At 52.9% G+C, this 15,138-nt stretch carries 14 protein-coding genes and 1 tRNA gene; 6 read left to right on the top strand and 9 right to left on the bottom strand.

The annotated features are described in order from the left end of the window. Nucleotides 1-50 precede the first annotated feature (50 nt). Both HC248_RS05625 and HC248_RS05630 read right to left on the bottom strand, forming a co-directional pair. Nucleotides 51-767 carry a peptidylprolyl isomerase gene (locus HC248_RS05625; RefSeq protein ID WP_168921650.1) on the bottom strand — a complete coding sequence of 239 codons (717 nt, stop codon included), beginning with the start codon at nucleotides 765-767 and terminating at the stop codon, nucleotides 51-53. A 445-nt stretch (nucleotides 768-1,212) separates the two neighbouring features. Further along, the gene (locus tag HC248_RS05630) at nucleotides 1,213-1,869 is read right to left on the bottom strand and encodes a tetratricopeptide repeat protein (RefSeq protein WP_168921651.1); all 657 of its coding nucleotides are present in this window, start codon (nucleotides 1,867-1,869) and stop codon (nucleotides 1,213-1,215) included. A 456-nt stretch (nucleotides 1,870-2,325) separates the two neighbouring features. On the opposite strand from HC248_RS05630, the gene cysS reads away from it, so the two are divergent. The 6 genes from cysS (at nucleotide 2,326) to HC248_RS05660 (ending at nucleotide 8,242) form a co-directional block, all read left to right on the top strand. Further along, complete coding sequence (gene cysS / locus HC248_RS05635) at nucleotides 2,326-3,777, top strand: cysteine--tRNA ligase (protein ID WP_168921652.1); 1,452 nt, start codon at nucleotides 2,326-2,328, stop codon at nucleotides 3,775-3,777. An 85-nt stretch (nucleotides 3,778-3,862) separates the two neighbouring features. Further along, nucleotides 3,863-4,546 carry a DNA-3-methyladenine glycosylase family protein gene (locus tag HC248_RS05640; protein ID WP_202882449.1) on the top strand — a complete coding sequence of 228 codons (684 nt, stop codon included), beginning with the start codon at nucleotides 3,863-3,865 and terminating at the stop codon, nucleotides 4,544-4,546. Between the two features lie 53 nt (nucleotides 4,547-4,599). Continuing rightward, nucleotides 4,600-5,580, top strand: coding sequence for an acetyl-CoA carboxylase carboxyltransferase subunit alpha (locus tag HC248_RS05645; protein WP_168921654.1), 981 nt, complete (start codon nucleotides 4,600-4,602; stop codon nucleotides 5,578-5,580). A 39-nt stretch (nucleotides 5,581-5,619) separates the two neighbouring features. Then, the gene (gene tilS / locus HC248_RS05650; protein ID WP_168921655.1) at nucleotides 5,620-6,624 is read left to right on the top strand and encodes a tRNA lysidine(34) synthetase TilS; all 1,005 of its coding nucleotides are present in this window, start codon (nucleotides 5,620-5,622) and stop codon (nucleotides 6,622-6,624) included. 186 nt (nucleotides 6,625-6,810) lie between these two features. After that, nucleotides 6,811-8,079, top strand: a complete 1,269-nt coding sequence (locus HC248_RS05655; RefSeq protein ID WP_168921656.1) for an aspartate kinase — start codon at nucleotides 6,811-6,813, stop codon at nucleotides 8,077-8,079. 70 nt (nucleotides 8,080-8,149) lie between these two features. Continuing rightward, nucleotides 8,150-8,242, top strand: a tRNA-Ser gene (locus HC248_RS05660). Between the two features lie 172 nt (nucleotides 8,243-8,414). Here HC248_RS05660 and HC248_RS05665 read toward each other — a convergent pair. The 7 genes from HC248_RS05665 to HC248_RS05695 form a co-directional block, all read right to left on the bottom strand. Further along, complete coding sequence (locus HC248_RS05665) at nucleotides 8,415-9,332, bottom strand: isocitrate lyase/PEP mutase family protein (RefSeq protein WP_168921657.1); 918 nt, start codon at nucleotides 9,330-9,332, stop codon at nucleotides 8,415-8,417. Further along, nucleotides 9,329-9,853 (bottom strand): LeuD/DmdB family oxidoreductase small subunit, encoded by a 525-nt coding sequence (locus HC248_RS05670; RefSeq protein ID WP_168921658.1) that lies wholly within the window; start codon nucleotides 9,851-9,853, stop codon nucleotides 9,329-9,331. Before HC248_RS05670 ends, HC248_RS05665 begins: the two co-directional genes overlap by 4 nt. Next, on the bottom strand, nucleotides 9,846-11,132 hold the full coding sequence (locus HC248_RS05675) for a 3-isopropylmalate dehydratase large subunit (RefSeq protein ID WP_202882425.1): 1,287 nt from the start codon (nucleotides 11,130-11,132) through the stop codon (nucleotides 9,846-9,848). Before HC248_RS05675 ends, HC248_RS05670 begins: the two co-directional genes overlap by 8 nt. Before the next feature lie 2 nt (nucleotides 11,133-11,134). Further along, the gene (locus HC248_RS05680; RefSeq protein ID WP_168921660.1) at nucleotides 11,135-12,121 is read right to left on the bottom strand and encodes a Bug family tripartite tricarboxylate transporter substrate binding protein; all 987 of its coding nucleotides are present in this window, start codon (nucleotides 12,119-12,121) and stop codon (nucleotides 11,135-11,137) included. 97 nt (nucleotides 12,122-12,218) lie between these two features. After that, nucleotides 12,219-13,550, bottom strand: coding sequence for a c-type cytochrome (locus HC248_RS05685; RefSeq protein ID WP_168921661.1), 1,332 nt, complete (start codon nucleotides 13,548-13,550; stop codon nucleotides 12,219-12,221). Continuing rightward, nucleotides 13,547-14,398: a c-type cytochrome gene (locus HC248_RS05690; RefSeq protein ID WP_337778963.1), complete on the bottom strand. Its 852-nt coding sequence runs from the start codon at nucleotides 14,396-14,398 to the stop codon at nucleotides 13,547-13,549. Before HC248_RS05690 ends, HC248_RS05685 begins: the two co-directional genes overlap by 4 nt. Before the next feature lie 196 nt (nucleotides 14,399-14,594). Next, nucleotides 14,595-15,044, bottom strand: coding sequence for a hypothetical protein (locus HC248_RS05695; RefSeq protein WP_168921662.1), 450 nt, complete (start codon nucleotides 15,042-15,044; stop codon nucleotides 14,595-14,597). Nucleotides 15,045-15,138: the final 94 nt, after the last annotated feature.

The raw sequence follows: 15,138 nt of genomic DNA on the forward strand, positions 1-15,138 counted from the left end.
AAGAAGAAGACGGCGCTTGTTGCCGACTTCAGGCGAAATTTGCGGAATGCTTAGTTTTGAATACTGGCGGACTTGATCACGACCGGCGTTTTAGGTACATCGCTGGGGAAGGGGCCAGCAGCGCCAGTTGGAACCATACGAATTTTGTTCACGACGTCCATGCCGCTAACTACTTTACCAAATACGGTGTAGCCAAATAACTGCGGAGAATTAATCAATTGGGCGCGCGGCACATTGGTGTAGGTTTGACCCTGAAACTCAATTTTCGCCACAGGGTCGCCGGCTGGAATAATCGTTGGGTTGAGAAAATCATTGTCTTTGACATTGATGAAAAACTGCGAAGAGGCCGAGTTAGGCTCAGATGTGCGAGCCATTGCCAATGTGCCAATCACGTTTTTGTCACCGCCTTTGGCCAGCGCTTCACGACCTTCATGCACAACGGGTGGGCGAGTTTTTTTCTCGTTGTATTTGGCGTCGTAGCCACCGCCTTGGACCATGAAACCGGGAATTACGCGGTGAAAAATTGTGCCGTCGTAATGCTTGTCTCTGACGTATTGCAGAAAGTTCTCAACTGTTTTCGGCGCTTTGTCGGGATAAACCTCGACCATGAAATCACCTTCACTGGTGACAAATTTCACCTTTGGCGCGGCTTGCGCCAAAGCTGGAGCGGCTAGGCTGGCCAAAACTAAACTGGCAACAGCGGCTAGTAGTGCGCTACGTCGTTGAAATGAATTGCGCAGGCGAGTTGTTGCTAGAACTAAATGCATTAAGTGGCTTTCTTCAAAAAATATAAATCTATTGCCAGCTTTTGACATACCCAGTGCTGGCAATGGATTGACTGATATTGCTCGCTTGAATCTTTCAATCGACTTGACTTATCTGCCAAGCCGAATCTTTAAAGGGAGGTTTCAGTTTAAGCGCCCTTAGCAATGGATTGATAAGCCTCGAGTTGAACTGTTTTAAAGCTCTTATTCTTACTTTGCCATGGTCTGAGTATCGCTGCCTAAGTCTTGGCACATACCAGCTAGTTTGACGGGTGATTTTTGCGTTGAAAGTCAGTACTTTTTACCGTAATTTTTAGTATTGACAGTGCTGCGTTATGGGTCAAAACCTCAGTCGTCGCAGGTATCTTTCTTATTCTGCTGTTCGACACGCCGCACTCTGACATAAATAAACGACTGACCCTGATTGCTGGCGGTGTATAAAAACCAATCATCCGCCATTGGTTTTTTGCACGATTGAGCCGGGCTTTTCGACTTTCTTCATCACTGCTGTTGCTGTGGTGTTTGCAGGAGCAGATTGATCTGAACTTAAGTCCTTGGTCTCTAGCGCAAACAGACGGCTGATTATGTTTAATTTGGGCTGGACGCTGGTATTTTTACTGTCTAGTTGCAGTGCTTTGCTATAGGCTTGACTAGCTAATTTTGCGTAAACATCGCCTAAATTTTCATGTGCTCTTGCATAGCTGGGGTTGGTACGTATAGCCATTTCAAGAGCGGCTCTGGCCTTGTCAAATTGATTTTGCGTGGCGTATAAAGCGGCCAAGTTGTTGTAAGGCTCTGGCAGTTCGGGATAGTCTTTGGTGATATCGCTAAAGGTTGCAACGGCGTCTGCTGATTGACCCGCCTGGGTTTGAATCACACCTTTTAGAAAACGCATTTGCGGATCGCGTGGCTTCACGGCTAAATATTGATCGGCTTTTGTCATGGCCTGGGAAAGTTGACCAGAACGCACTAACTGATTGACGTCGGTATATTCGTCCGCATGCGCCACTGTGGCAGTGAGCGCGCTAGCAAGGAAAACGCTGTGTAGTGCGATTCTAAGCAAGGTGCGCAGGGACTGGCAATAAATGGGTACTGGCTTTGACATATTGAATCTTTACAGTTTTTTATTTGTGCTCGTTTGGGCTTGAATGATTACTTGGACAATCACTACTGAGTTTGCTGAGCCATCACAAGCACCAGCCTTAGTCTTAAAAAGTGCAGCAGTTCGCCGGTCAATTAAGTGATTAAGCCAGACTGTCAGCGCAGCAAAACTACCCATTATTGTAACGGAGGGCTATTAACTCTTTTGCCTGGTACCCAAAGGTGCGCGTCAACCTTAAGGCCTAGTGCTCACAAAAAATGCTATGCCTAATAATGATTTACACCTACTTTTATAGATCAATACCTGGCCCGACTTGCTCTACACTGAGTGCCTTAAGTTCTTGTCTTCGATTTTTTCCCCGGTCAATGTTTGTTAGTGTTTAGCTGACCACAACTCTTGGCCATCCCCGTTTCTCGCCCTATTGGGTTTATTCTTTTTGCCTTTACGCGCCAACTTTTCATGAGCCTCAGGATTTACAACACGCTAACCCGTGCAGTTCAAGCGTTTTCGCCGCTGATACCCGGTCATGTCCGCATGTATGTTTGCGGCATGACGGTTTACGATTTTTGTCATCTTGGCCATGCCCGCGCCATGGTGGCGTTTGATGTGGTGCAGCGCTGGTTAAAGGCCAGCGGCATGCAGGTAACCTATATACGTAATGTCACTGATATAGACGACAAAATTATTCGCCGCGCTCTGGAGAACGGCGAAACCATACGTGCACTTACTAATCGTATGGTCGAGGCCTTGCACCAAGACGCTGATGCGTTGGGAATCGAGCGGCCAACACACGAGCCCCGCGCCACCGACTATGTGCCGCAAATGCTAAACCTGATTGGCTTGCTTGAGCAAAAAGGCTTGGCCTATCGCGCCCAAGGCAGTGCGGATGTGGGTGATGTTAATTTCGCGGTGCGCAAGTTCGCGGGTTACGGCAAGCTCTCGGGTAAGTCGCTAGACGAGCTCCGCGCTGGCGAACGCGTTGAAGTGCTGGATGGCAAACAAGATCCGCTCGACTTTGTGCTTTGGAAAAGCGCCAAGCCCGAGGAGCCCGAAGACGCTAAATGGCCAAGCATTTATGGCAGCGGCAGACCGGGTTGGCACATCGAGTGCTCGGCCATGGCTTGCGAACTCTTAGGCGAATCCTTTGACATCCACGGCGGTGGCGCGGACTTGCAGTTCCCGCACCATGAAAATGAAATCGCTCAATCCGAGGGCGCTTATGGCCAACCACTGGCTAGCGTCTGGATGCACAACGGATTTGTGCGACTAGATAACGAGAAAATGTCCAAGTCACTGGGCAACTTCTTCACCATCCGTGAAATACTGGCCAAGTACGATGCCGAAACCGTGCGGTTTTTCATCGTGCGCGCACACTACCGAAGCCCTCTCAATTACAGCGACGCGCATCTTGATGACGCCTACAGCTCGCTCAAGCGTCTCTACACCGCCCTCGACTCAGTGCCACCTACGTCTCAAGCGATTGATTGGACTGATTCTTTTGCGCTGCGTTTTAAAGATGCCATGGACCAAGACTTCGGCACGCCAGAGGCGGTAGCCGTGCTGTTTGATTTGGCGACTGAAGTCAATAAAAGCCGCTCCGCTGAACGCTCAGGCCTGCTGCTGGCATTAGGCCAATGTTTAGGCTTGCTGCAAAGCGCGCCGCGCGAGTGGTTGCAACGCCGGCGTGAAACGCCGAATGCGTCTGGCGAATCCAGGACTGAGGGCAATACTGCGACCGATGTAAGTGCTGCCATCTCAACCGAAGCGATTGAATCGCTGATTGCCCAGCGCGCAGCCGCTAAAGCGGCGAAAAATTTTGTCGAGTCCGACCGCATACGTCAAAGCCTGTTGGCCCAAGGTATTGCACTTAAGGACGCGCCGGGTGGAACCAGTTGGGAAGCGCTGCCTTAATGGCCGTCTTCCAAACCACTCCGCAAGCCTCAAAGAAACCGTTTAGCAAGCTATGACAAAGACCGTTAAAAACGCCTCCACCAGCATGCTGCCAACGCATCTATTGGAGAGCGACGCCCCAGCGCCGCCGCATGTGAACACCATACCCAGTTACTGGGCCGATGCTTGCGTTCACTTAGTCAAAAAAGACCGTGTGATGAAGCGCTTGATACCGCAGTTTGGCGATGCCTGTTTGCAGTCTCATGGCGATGCTTTTTGCACGTTGGCCCGAAGCATAGTGGGTCAACAGATATCCGTGCCTTCGGCGCAAGCGGTGTGGAACCGCTTCGTGGCTTTACCAGAGCGTATGACGCCCAGCCATGTCCTCAAGCTCAAAGTCGCCGACATGCGCGCCGCGGGCCTAAGTCCACGCAAGGTGGAATACCTTGTTGACTTGGCTTTGCACTTTGACTCTGGCAGCGTTCACGTCACCGATTGGGCAGCGATGGAGGATGAAGCTATCATTGCCGAGTTAGTGGCGATTCGCGGCATTGCTAGGTGGACGGCTGAGATGTTCTTGATTTTCTACTTGATGCGTCCGAATGTTTTGCCGTTAGATGACGCCGGTTTAATCAGCGGCATTAGCCACAATTACTTTTCGGGTGAAGCCGTTAGTCGCAGCGATGCGCGTGAAGTAGCTGCCGCTTGGGCACCTTACTGCAGCGTAGCGACTTGGTATATTTGGCGCTCCATGGATTCTGTGGCCGCCAGCACTGTTATGGCGGCTTGAGCTGCCCTAGACACTAATTCAAAATAATTTCAGAAGACTTTAAGGAGCAGCAGATGGCCAAAAAGACCTTCCTCGATTTCGAGCACCCGATTGCGGAACTCGAAGGAAAAATAGAAGAACTGCGTTACGTGCAGACCGAATCAGCCGTCGATATCTCCGAAGAAATTGAGCAGCTGGCGAAAAAAAGCCAGCAGCTGACCAAAGATATCTACAGTGATTTGACACCTTGGCAAATCACCAAAATAGCGCGCCACCCTGAGCGTCCCTACACGCTCGACTACGTGCGCGAGATATTCACTGATTTTGTCGAACTCCACGGCGACCGGCACTTTGCGGATGACTTATCCATAGTTGGCGGCCTAGCGCGTTTTAACGGCACGGCTTGCATGGTCTTGGGTCAGCAAAAAGGACGCGACACCAAAGAGCGCGGACTGCGCAACTTTGGTATGAGTAAACCCGAGGGCTACCGCAAGGCCTTGCGCTTGATGAAAACGGCTGAAAAATTCAAGCTGCCAGTATTTACTTTTGTCGATACGCCAGGCGCTTATCCCGGCATTGATGCTGAAGAGCGCTGCCAATCCGAGGCCATAGGGCGCAATATTTTCGAGATGGCCCAGCTTGAAGTGCCCATCATTACTTGCATCATAGGCGAGGGCGGCTCGGGCGGTGCGCTGGCTATTTCGGTCGCGGACCAAGTGGTGATGTTGCAGTATTCAATCTATTCCGTGATCAGCCCTGAAGGCTGCGCTTCGATTTTGTGGAAGACTTCAGACAAAGCTGAGTTCGCTGCCGAAGCCATGGGGATTACCGCGCACAGGCTTAAAGCTTTAGGCGTGATCGACAAAATCGTCAGCGAGCCAGTGGGTGGCGCGCACCGCGATCACAAGCAGATGGCGGCTTTTCTCAAGCGCGCGCTGAATGATGCTTTTCGCCAAGTCAGCGACCTTAAAGTCAATGAACTGCTTGATCGCCGCTACGACAGGCTGCAAAGCTATGGCCGATTCACAGACACCAAGGCCGAAGCCAGCAAGTAATCCGCAGGCCACAGGTTTTGCTAGCGAAGCTATTGATTTATGAAGCTAGAACCCGCGCCCCATCAACTTGCCGCTGCAATGCAAGCTTTCACGCCCAGCCTGCCGCTGGCTGTGGCACTGAGCGGCGGGGCTGATTCATCTGCCTTGTTGATGGCCTGCGCGCAAAAGTGGCCGGGACAGATCAGGGCGATTCACATTCACCATGGTTTGCAAATCGCCGCTGATAGTTTTGCGCAGCAGTGCATAAACCTTTGCGACCAGTTTGAAGTGCCTTTAGTTATACACAAAGTAAACGCCAGACACGCCAGCGGCGAGAGTCCCGAAGACGCCGCCCGAGTTGCCCGCTATGCGGCTCTTGAGGACGTATGCAGGGCCAACTGGTCACCACTTCCCGTTATGGATATTGCGATTGCTCAGCATGCCGATGACCAGGTCGAGACAATGATTTTGGCTTTGTCTCGTGGTGCTGGCCTGCCTGGTTTATCCGCTATGCCGGCGCGGTGGCAGCGCGGTGCGATTACCTATCACCGACCACTTTTAAATGTGCCTGGTGCGCAGCTCAAGGCCTGGCTTAAAGCCTGCGGTCAAGTTTGGTTTGAAGACCCGAGCAACAGCGACGAAAACTTTACGCGCAACCGGATTCGCGCACGTTTATTGCCGCCGCTAGAGGCCGCTTTTCCACAGTTTCGCGAGACGATTGCGCGCAGTGCTCGCCACTGCGCCCAAGGCCAAGCCTTGTTGGTTGAATTGGCTACGCATGACTTAAGCGAAGTTGGTATGCCGCCCGTTATCAAGGCATTGCAAAAACTCACTGCGCTGCGCCAAGCCAATGCGCTACGCCATTGGCTTAAACAAGCGCATCGCGCCATGCCAAGCGAGGCGCAGCTGCTGCAGCTGCTCTCGCAAATTCAAGCCTGCACCACGCGCGGCCATCAGATACATCTAAAAATTGGTTCTGGTCATGTGCTGCGCGACGACGCACTGCTGCGTTTTATGCCTTCGCCATCGATGCGCGAAAAGTCAGCGCGCCAATCCGCTGTCTAAAAAAGGTACTCGGCTAAGCGCCAATTAGTGCCCAAAGTATTTGCTTTGAAGTACGCGTTGAAGGGTGTAATTTTGGCCCAAGGCTGGTCGTTATAATTGTTTTGTTGTTGGCGCTCACGGCGCTCTAAAAAAAACAATAAACCAGATTTAATTTCGCAACCCACCCCAAAAGATTTACATCCTGCAATGGCATTGATTGTTCATAAATACGGCGGCACGTCCATGGGCTCCACGGAGCGTATACGCAATGTCGCCAAACGCGTGGCCAAATGGGCACGCGCCGGTCACCAAATGGTCGTTGTTCCCAGCGCTATGAGCGGTGAAACCAACCGCTTACTTGGCATGGCTAAAGAGCTGGCGCCCGCCAGCACCACTGATTCCTACAGCCGCGAACTAGACGCCTTGGCCGCCACTGGCGAGCAAGCTTCAAGTGCATTGCTGGCCATCGCTTTGCAAGGCGAAGGCATGCAATCGGTGAGCTACGCCGGCTGGCAAGTCACTATCAAAACTGACAGCGCCTATACCAAGGCGCGCATTGAATCGATTGATGATGAAAAAGTACGCGCCGATCTGGACGCGGGCAGAGTCGTCATCATTACCGGCTTTCAAGGCGTGGACGAAGGCGGTAACGTCACCACGTTGGGCCGCGGTGGCTCAGACACATCGGCGGTTGCAATTGCTGCAGCACTTAAAGCCCATGAGTGTTTAATTTTTACCGATGTCGATGGTGTCTACACCACAGACCCCCGCGTCGTTCCAGAAGCGCGCCGTCTGACGACTGTTAGCTTTGAAGAGATGCTGGAGATGGCATCTATGGGTTCTAAAGTGCTGCAAATTCGCTCGGTCGAATTTGCCGGTAAATACAAAATGCCGCTGCGCGTTTTGTCGAGTTTTACCGACTGGGATATAGACATCAACATCGAAGCCGCATCCGGCACTTTAATCAGTTTTGAGGACGACGAAAAAATGGAACAAGCCATCGTATCGGGCATCGCATTTAACCGCGACGAAGCCAAAATCTCAGTGCTTGGCGTGCCTGACACCCCAGGCATTGCCTACCAAATTTTGGGTGCGGTGGCAGATGCCAACATCGAAGTCGATGTGATCATCCAAAACATCAGCCGTGATGGCCGCACAGACTTTAGCTTCACAGTTCATCGCAACGATTTTGCCAAGACCATGGACTTGCTCAAGACTAAAGTTGTGCCGGCACTGGGCGCTGAAGAAGTTCGCGGCGATGCCAAGATTTGCAAAGTCAGCATTGTTGGTATTGGCATGCGCAGTCATGTGGGCATCGCCAGCAAGATGTTCCGTGTGCTGAGCGAAGACAGCATCAACATACAGATGATTTCCACCAGTGAAATTAAGACCTCTGTCGTGATTGACGAAAAGTATATGGAACTGGCAGTGCGCGCTTTGCATAAAGCTTTTGAATTGGATATTGCGCCGGTCTAAAGAGTAGATAAAAAACTCTGCGGGCTCGTGAGCCAAAAACGGCCTAAAGTCGTGACATAATATACAAATTGGAAACGTGACCGAGTGGCCGAAGGTGCTCCCCTGCTAAGGGAGTATAGGGTGTAGAGCCTTATCGAGAGTTCGAATCTCTCCGTTTCCGCCAAATCAAGCCCCAAGTAAATTTTTTACTTGGGGCTTTTTTATTGCCGGTTATTTTTTAAAAAGTCTTACTGCGTCGCGTGAAGATAAGGCTATCAAGGCACTTGATGGGCGCATCAGTATTTTCTAACGCAGTCAAAAAAATTTCCAAAGCTAAAGACCTCGGTGTTATTTTTTTAGTCTTGGTCTGGAAACCGCAACTCCCAAGCCTCTACCTCCGCCAGACCAAGTGCTTGGTTGTATTCGTCTGAGCTCAGCATGCGCTTTTGCATCAATGCCGTGCTGCCGCTTTGACTCAAATGCTGCAACGCTTCGCGCATGGCAAAGCCGGTGGCGCTGCGAATTAATGAGGGGTAGATTGCCAGCGCAATGCCGTAGTGATGTAGCTCGCTGCTGTGCAGCGCCGCTAACGGACCGCCAGCGTCAATATTGACCATGCAGGGAATGTCAACCGCATCGGCAACACGGCGTATGTCGTCGAGAATGCCGGCATGCGTTTTGAGCTCAACAAACACGGCGGCAGCGCCGGCGTATTCAAAGGCTTGAGCTCTGCGAATCGCTTCATCGAGCCCGCAAGATGCGGCGCTGTCGGTGCGGCCTATGACCAGAAAACTGCTGTCGCTGCAAGCGTTGACCGCCGCTTCAATTTTTGCCACTGCGGTTTTAAACGGCACTACCTCGCGTGCGCCAGGCATTTGTGCGCAGCGCTTGGGGGAGAGTTGGTCTTCGATATGAATGCCAGCAACGCCTGCAGCTTCGAACTCTTGCACCGTGCGGCGCACGCCCACGACGCCGCCGTATCCGGTGTCGGCATCACAAATTAATGCAATCTCTACGCAGGCCGCAACCCGTCTGGCGTGGCTGCTGATCAGCGTTAAATCGACCAGACCCAGGTCTGGTTTTCCGAGCAAGCAGGCAGAAACGCCATTGCCGGTCATGTAGGCAACTTCAAAGCCTGCTTGAGCCACCATACGTGCGCCGTAACCGTCGTAAATACCGGGTGCAACCAAGGCGGTAGCGCCGGGCTGGTTTAGCCTGTGCCTTAGGGCTTGACGCAGTTGAGTCGCTGGATTGATGGGCCTTAGGGTGCTCATGCGGCGCTCTCCCAGTTGGGAAATTTACGCAGAAAAGGAATCAAACCACCGGCGTTCAAAATCGCGCGTATGGCTGGGGGTATGGCGCGCAAGGGCCGGCTTTGTCCGTTCCCGCTGAGCAGTTGTTGGGCCAGATCAATCACCAAGCTTTCGCCCTCGGCGATACCCGCTGTGTCACACTCAATCACTGGCAATCCATTGTTAATCGCATTGCGAAAAAACTGTCGACCAAAAGACGGTGCAACCACCGCCGCAACGCCCATGCGGCGCAAAATTTCCACTGCTTGTTCACGTGATGAATTAATGCCAAAGTGCTGACCCGCCACTATCACACCACCGCGCACAAAGCGTTGTGCAAAACCGGGTGAGACACTTTCAAACGCTTGGGCGGCGATAAAAGCCTCGTCTTTGCCGGGCAGGTATTTGCCCGAACAATTCAGATCAGTATTGACATCTTTGCCCAGCAAAAATGCGTTGCCAGTGAGTTTTTCGCCCAGCGAAAAGTTTGAATTCTCAAGCATTTGATGCCTCCCATTGTCCGCCTGCGACGGTTCTCGGATCGGTGATATAACCGGTCAAAGCAGACGCGGCGACAGTGGCGGCAGAGCCTAGCCAGATCTCGGCCTCACGGTTGCCCAACCGGCCTTTGAAGTTGCGGTTGGCGCTGGATATGACGACCTCTCGGTCGCCCGGGATTAGGTGATTGGTGATGCCCACGCATGTGCCGCAGCCCGCCGCTTCTACCGATGCGCCCGCTTCTGTCAACGCCTCCAAAAGACCTTCTCTGGCTGCGGCTAAATAAATCTGGCGCGAGGCCGGCGTGATGATCATGCGCACGCCCTTGGCCAGGCGTTGGCCTTTCAAAATGGCTGCGGCTTGGCGCAAGTCGTCTAGTCGGCCGTTGGTGCAAGTGCCAATCAAGGCGAAGTTAATTTTTTGTCCAATCACTTCGCTGGCGGCGACGATGTCGTCCACCGAATGCCGGCGCGCTACCTGCGGGCTTAGGGTTGAGGCGTTAATCGTCAAGCGATCGGCATATACCGCACCACTGTCGGCAAAGACCGGCTTAGGCGGCTTGGCACCGTGGGCGGCTAGCCAAGCCAAGGTCTTGGCGTCAGCCTGCATTAAGGCGGCTTTGGCGCCTAATTCTGCGGCGTGGTTGGCGAGTGTCATGCGGTCGTCGATTTCCATCGCGTCTACCGCGCTACCTACATATTCAATGGCGCGGTAGTTCAAGCCTTCGGCACCAAAGCGGCCCAGCATGTAGAGGGTCAAATCCTTGGCCCAGACGCCGGCTTGTAAGCGGCCATCGATCTGCACGCGTACCGATTCCGGCACGCGCAGCCAAATTTTTCCGGTTGCCATGACTGCGCTCACATCGCTGCCTTCTATGCCGGTGCCAAAGGCATTAAAAGCACCGTAGGTCACCGAGTGGGTGTCAGTGCCGACTATCAAGTCGCCGCAGGTCAGGTGTCCGCCTTCGGGCAGCACTTGATGGCAGATACCGTCGCCAATGTCGTAGAGGGGGCTTTCATGTTTGTCGGCAAAGCGGCGCATAGCGGTGTGCGTTTGAGCCGCTTCTAAGGTGGGCGGCGGCGAGTAGTGATCTAACACCCAGGCGGTCTGTTTGGCAAACGGTAAGCGTGTGGCGCCTAGCTTATCGACCATGCGTATGGTGCTGGCAGCACGTGCATCGTGGACCATGGCGAAGTCTACTTTTACGACTACGATGTCGCCGGCTGCTACTTGCGCAAGACCGGCATGACTGGCGAGGATTTTCTCTGCAATAGTGGCGTTCATGATCACTCGCTTTTGATTCCGTTTTTGCGCACTAACGCGCCCCATTTTTCACTTTCTTCTCGCATGTAGCGGGCGGCTTCATCGGGCGTTGATGGTGTTGGCTCTAAACCCAGTTTGCGTAATTTGGCCGCGACTGTCGCATCGCTCAACGTGGTGACTATGGCGTTATTTAAGCGCTTGATAAATTCGGGCGGTGTTTGCACCGGAGCGGTAAAGGCATACCAGTTATTGGCTTGAAAACCGGGATAACCTGATTCAGCAATCGTTGGCACATCGGGCAATGAATCGAGGCGCTTGGAGCCGGTTGTTGCGATGGCGCGTAGTTTGCCCGCCTTGATGAATTGCAAGGCATCCGTTGGGCTAGAAAAGATGGACGCCAGAGAGCCGCCCAGCAAATCATTCATGGCCGGTGCGCCGCCGCGGTAGGCAATATGTTGGTTATTTAGGCCAGCGGCGGATTTAAGCAATTCGCCCGCCAGATGGCCGCTTCCGCCGACACCGGAGGAGCCAAAAGACAGCGCTGAATTGGGCTGCTTGGCCTGACGCACATAGTCGTCCAGTGTGCGCACATTGCTGCTAGCTGAGACCACCAATACATTGCTGAATCCCACGGCTAAAGACAATGGCGCCATGTCTTTGAGTGGGTCGTAGCTGAGTTTATTCAGGTGCTGATTAACGGCTAAAGAGCCTATCGTGCCCAGCATGATGGTGTAGCCATCAGATGCGGCTCGTACCAGCGCGTCAGAGGCAATATTGCCGCCTGCGCCGGGGCGATTTTCTATCACCACACTTTGTTTGAGCGCCTCGGCTAGACGCGGCGACAAGATGCGCGCCACTACGTCAGAGCTGCCGCCAGCTGCAAATCCTACCAGCAGCTTAATCGGACGATTGGGGTAAGCGTCGTCAGATGCCAAGGCCGTGTTTGAGTAAAAACTGGCTAAGCCGGATAGGCATAAAAATGCTGCCGCTATGCCTTTATGAAAAGTCATGCCTTGTCTCCATTTTTTTAATATGTATGATTATTAATTATGGCGCAGACAATGAGATTTTCAAAAAAATGCTTTTTCAGTAGAAAAGTTTTTTGCCCTATCTGCCGCGGATTCGATTCACAGTCAACGGTGAAACCAGGCCGGCCTGATTGCCCCAACTGCCGCGCACGTGGGTCAAAATTGCGGCGATTTCTATGTCTCTGAGCACCAGTACAAATGGCGGCATGCCGTAAGGTCTAGGGTTGCCGGCAGTCGCTGGTGCGAAGCCGCCTTTGAGTACGATTTGAACCAAATTGGAAGTGTCCTGCATGGTCACTGCGCGATTGCCCGCCATCGCTGGGTAAGCACCAGCCACGCCTTCGCCCTTGTCGCCGTGGCACTGGGCGCAGTGTGTGCCGTAGAGTTGTGCGCCGGCGACCGATTGGCCGCTCACTGCGACCGGCAGATCTGCTGACAAAGACGCCACCGGTAACTCGCTACTCGGTAGTAGAGGCTGGTCGCTGACCAAGGTTTTGAGATACGCCGCCATAGCCGCTAAATCCTTCACGCTCATATGCGCTGTGCCGCCACGCACAACTTCTGCCATAGGACCTATGACGACGGCATCTCGTGATATGCCGGTTTTAAGTAATGTCACGAGTTGCGCGCTGTCGATATTGCCGCCCTCATGCGGCGACAACAGCGATGGTGCATACCAGTTCTGCAAAGGAATAATGCCGCCGCCTAACGCTTGCCCCGTGCTGCCGCCGATTGCATTGCGTGCGGTGTGGCAGGCCGCGCAGTGGCCCAAGCCGTTGATTAAATAAGCGCCACGATTCCACTCTGCGTCTTGCTTGGCTTGCGGCTCAAAACTGGCGGGCTGAAAGTAAAGCGCCCGCCAGACTGCTAGCGCGGCTTGCTGGTTATAAGGAAATCGCAGTGTGTTGGGTTGATTGGCTTGCTCGACGGCAGCAAGACTTTTGAAATAGGCAAACAGCGCGTCAGAATCTTCCCGCGTGACCGTGGTGTATTGCTGATACGGAAACACCGGATAGAGCAGACGACCACTTTTCGAGCGACCGTTATGCATAGCGCGCCAAAAGTGCGCGGCCGTCCAACTGCCTAAGCCGGTCTTAACGTCTGGTGTGAGGTTGGGGCTGTAGACAGTGCCGAACTGCGTGGCTATACCGCCGCCGCCCGCATACGCTGCGCCACCCTGCGAGGTATGGCAGGTGATGCAGTTGCCAGCACTGGCCAGATAAGCGCCGCGCGTGATTTGACGATCGTTGACCAAAGTACTCGCCGGACTGTGGCTGACACTGCTGGCCATAGTGGTTTGGACTAAGCCATCGACGTCTACTTCATCTCGGTTGTTGAGAAACCAAACAGCTGCACCGGCTGTCATTAGCGTGAGGAGTGCAGTGAAGCCGATTTTTAGCATGATTTTCATGGCTTGGCCTTTGCAATCATGGAGGCCTTGGAGATAGTTGCTTCGCCTACCGTTGTTGGCACGGCAGCTAATGCCGCTGCCAAAGGTGCGCTGCCGCATTCAATGGCTTTTTCTCCCACCGGTAAGGGTGGCCTCTGGCGCACCGCATGGGTATTTGCGGGTAATGGCTGCGCAGCGAGCCAACTCCCAATGGCATTGATGTCGTCGCTGCTCAAGCGCTCGACCACGTGTTTCATACAGTCTGGCGCATGGGCTTTGCGTTGGCCGGTTTTCCAAGCGCCAAGTTGTGAATTCAGATAATCGCGCGGCAGACCTAACAAGCCGGGAATGTTGGGCGCCACACCGGTCATGGCTTGGCCGTGACACTGAACACAGGCCGGTATCTGACGCGCCTTGTCGCCTTTTAGTACCAAACGTTCACCCTGATTGCGTAATTCGTTTGAGCCGTTGGCCGGTAGCGGTGCAGGGTAGGGGATGTCAAGGGTAGAAAAATATTCGGCAATTTCCAGTAGGTAGTCGTCGCTTAAAGGACTGATCAGCTGCGACATCAAAGCGTAGTTGCGCCTACCGTCACGAAAATTAATCAATTGATTAAACAAATAGCCGGCTGGTTTGCCCGCTAGTCGCGGATAAAACCCATCCGGTGCAGCTCGACCCTGAGGGCCATGACAGGCGGTGCAGGCTAGCGTGCGCTGAGCCATGTTGTCTTCAAACTTGTGTGGACTTGCGGCGATTGCTGGCGCTGATAGCAGCGCTGAAAATAAGCTTGCTGAGCCTAGAAGGCTTAGGGTTATGCGTTTTAGCGGTTTTTTGAAAGGCAATGCATTAAGTAACATGATGCGTATCATGCACCTCATCTTTACCTGTTTTTGTAAGCCGTAAAAGGAAGTTTGCGCTACTTGCCAAAAATAGCATCGACTTTCAAGGGGTGGGATGTCAGCAGCATTACTGATTAGCTACGTTAGCTTTGTTGGGCTAGCGAATGACAAAGCTGGGGATGCTTGCCGTTGCCAAGCGGGTTTAAAACTTGCCATAGTTAATTGCTTAAGTTGGTGGCGGGTCTTGTTTTGACTCCAGGCAAGCTATGAAGTGGTCCCAACTAGCTTGTACTTCCTGAACCCTTGCGCCTTTGTCCAACACCGCGCCGCAGGCCGCTTCGGTACGCCGAATCACTTTAACCAATGCACTAGCAGTCAATGGCGGCACACGGTTGCGCAGTGCTTGGGCTTTTGTGCGCATCTCACAGATGGCTTGTTTCGCGTTAATTTTGTTGTTAGTACCGGACAGGCTCATCACCATTTCTGCTAGTTCACCAAATGCCGGGTCTTGGCGCCAGACTTCCGCTGTTCCCAAGCTCAACGACCAGATTCGCCGCGTGCGAATGAATTTTTTTTTAGTCGCTTGCAACGGCTCTAGGCTATTAAATTCGGACGCCACGGGCGCCATTAAAGGATCACTCGGTGTATCGAGGGGCTCAATGGGTAACTGGTTCATGATCAATGTCAGTTAGTTTGTGACACTTTTTCTATCCCAAGCTCAGAAATCTTTCCTTCACATCTGATTAGAAAAGGGCTCAATTGGTTAACTT

The organism is Polaromonas vacuolata (assembly GCF_012584515.1).
In the GTDB taxonomy this organism is placed as follows: domain Bacteria; phylum Pseudomonadota; class Gammaproteobacteria; order Burkholderiales; family Burkholderiaceae_C; genus Polaromonas; species Polaromonas vacuolata.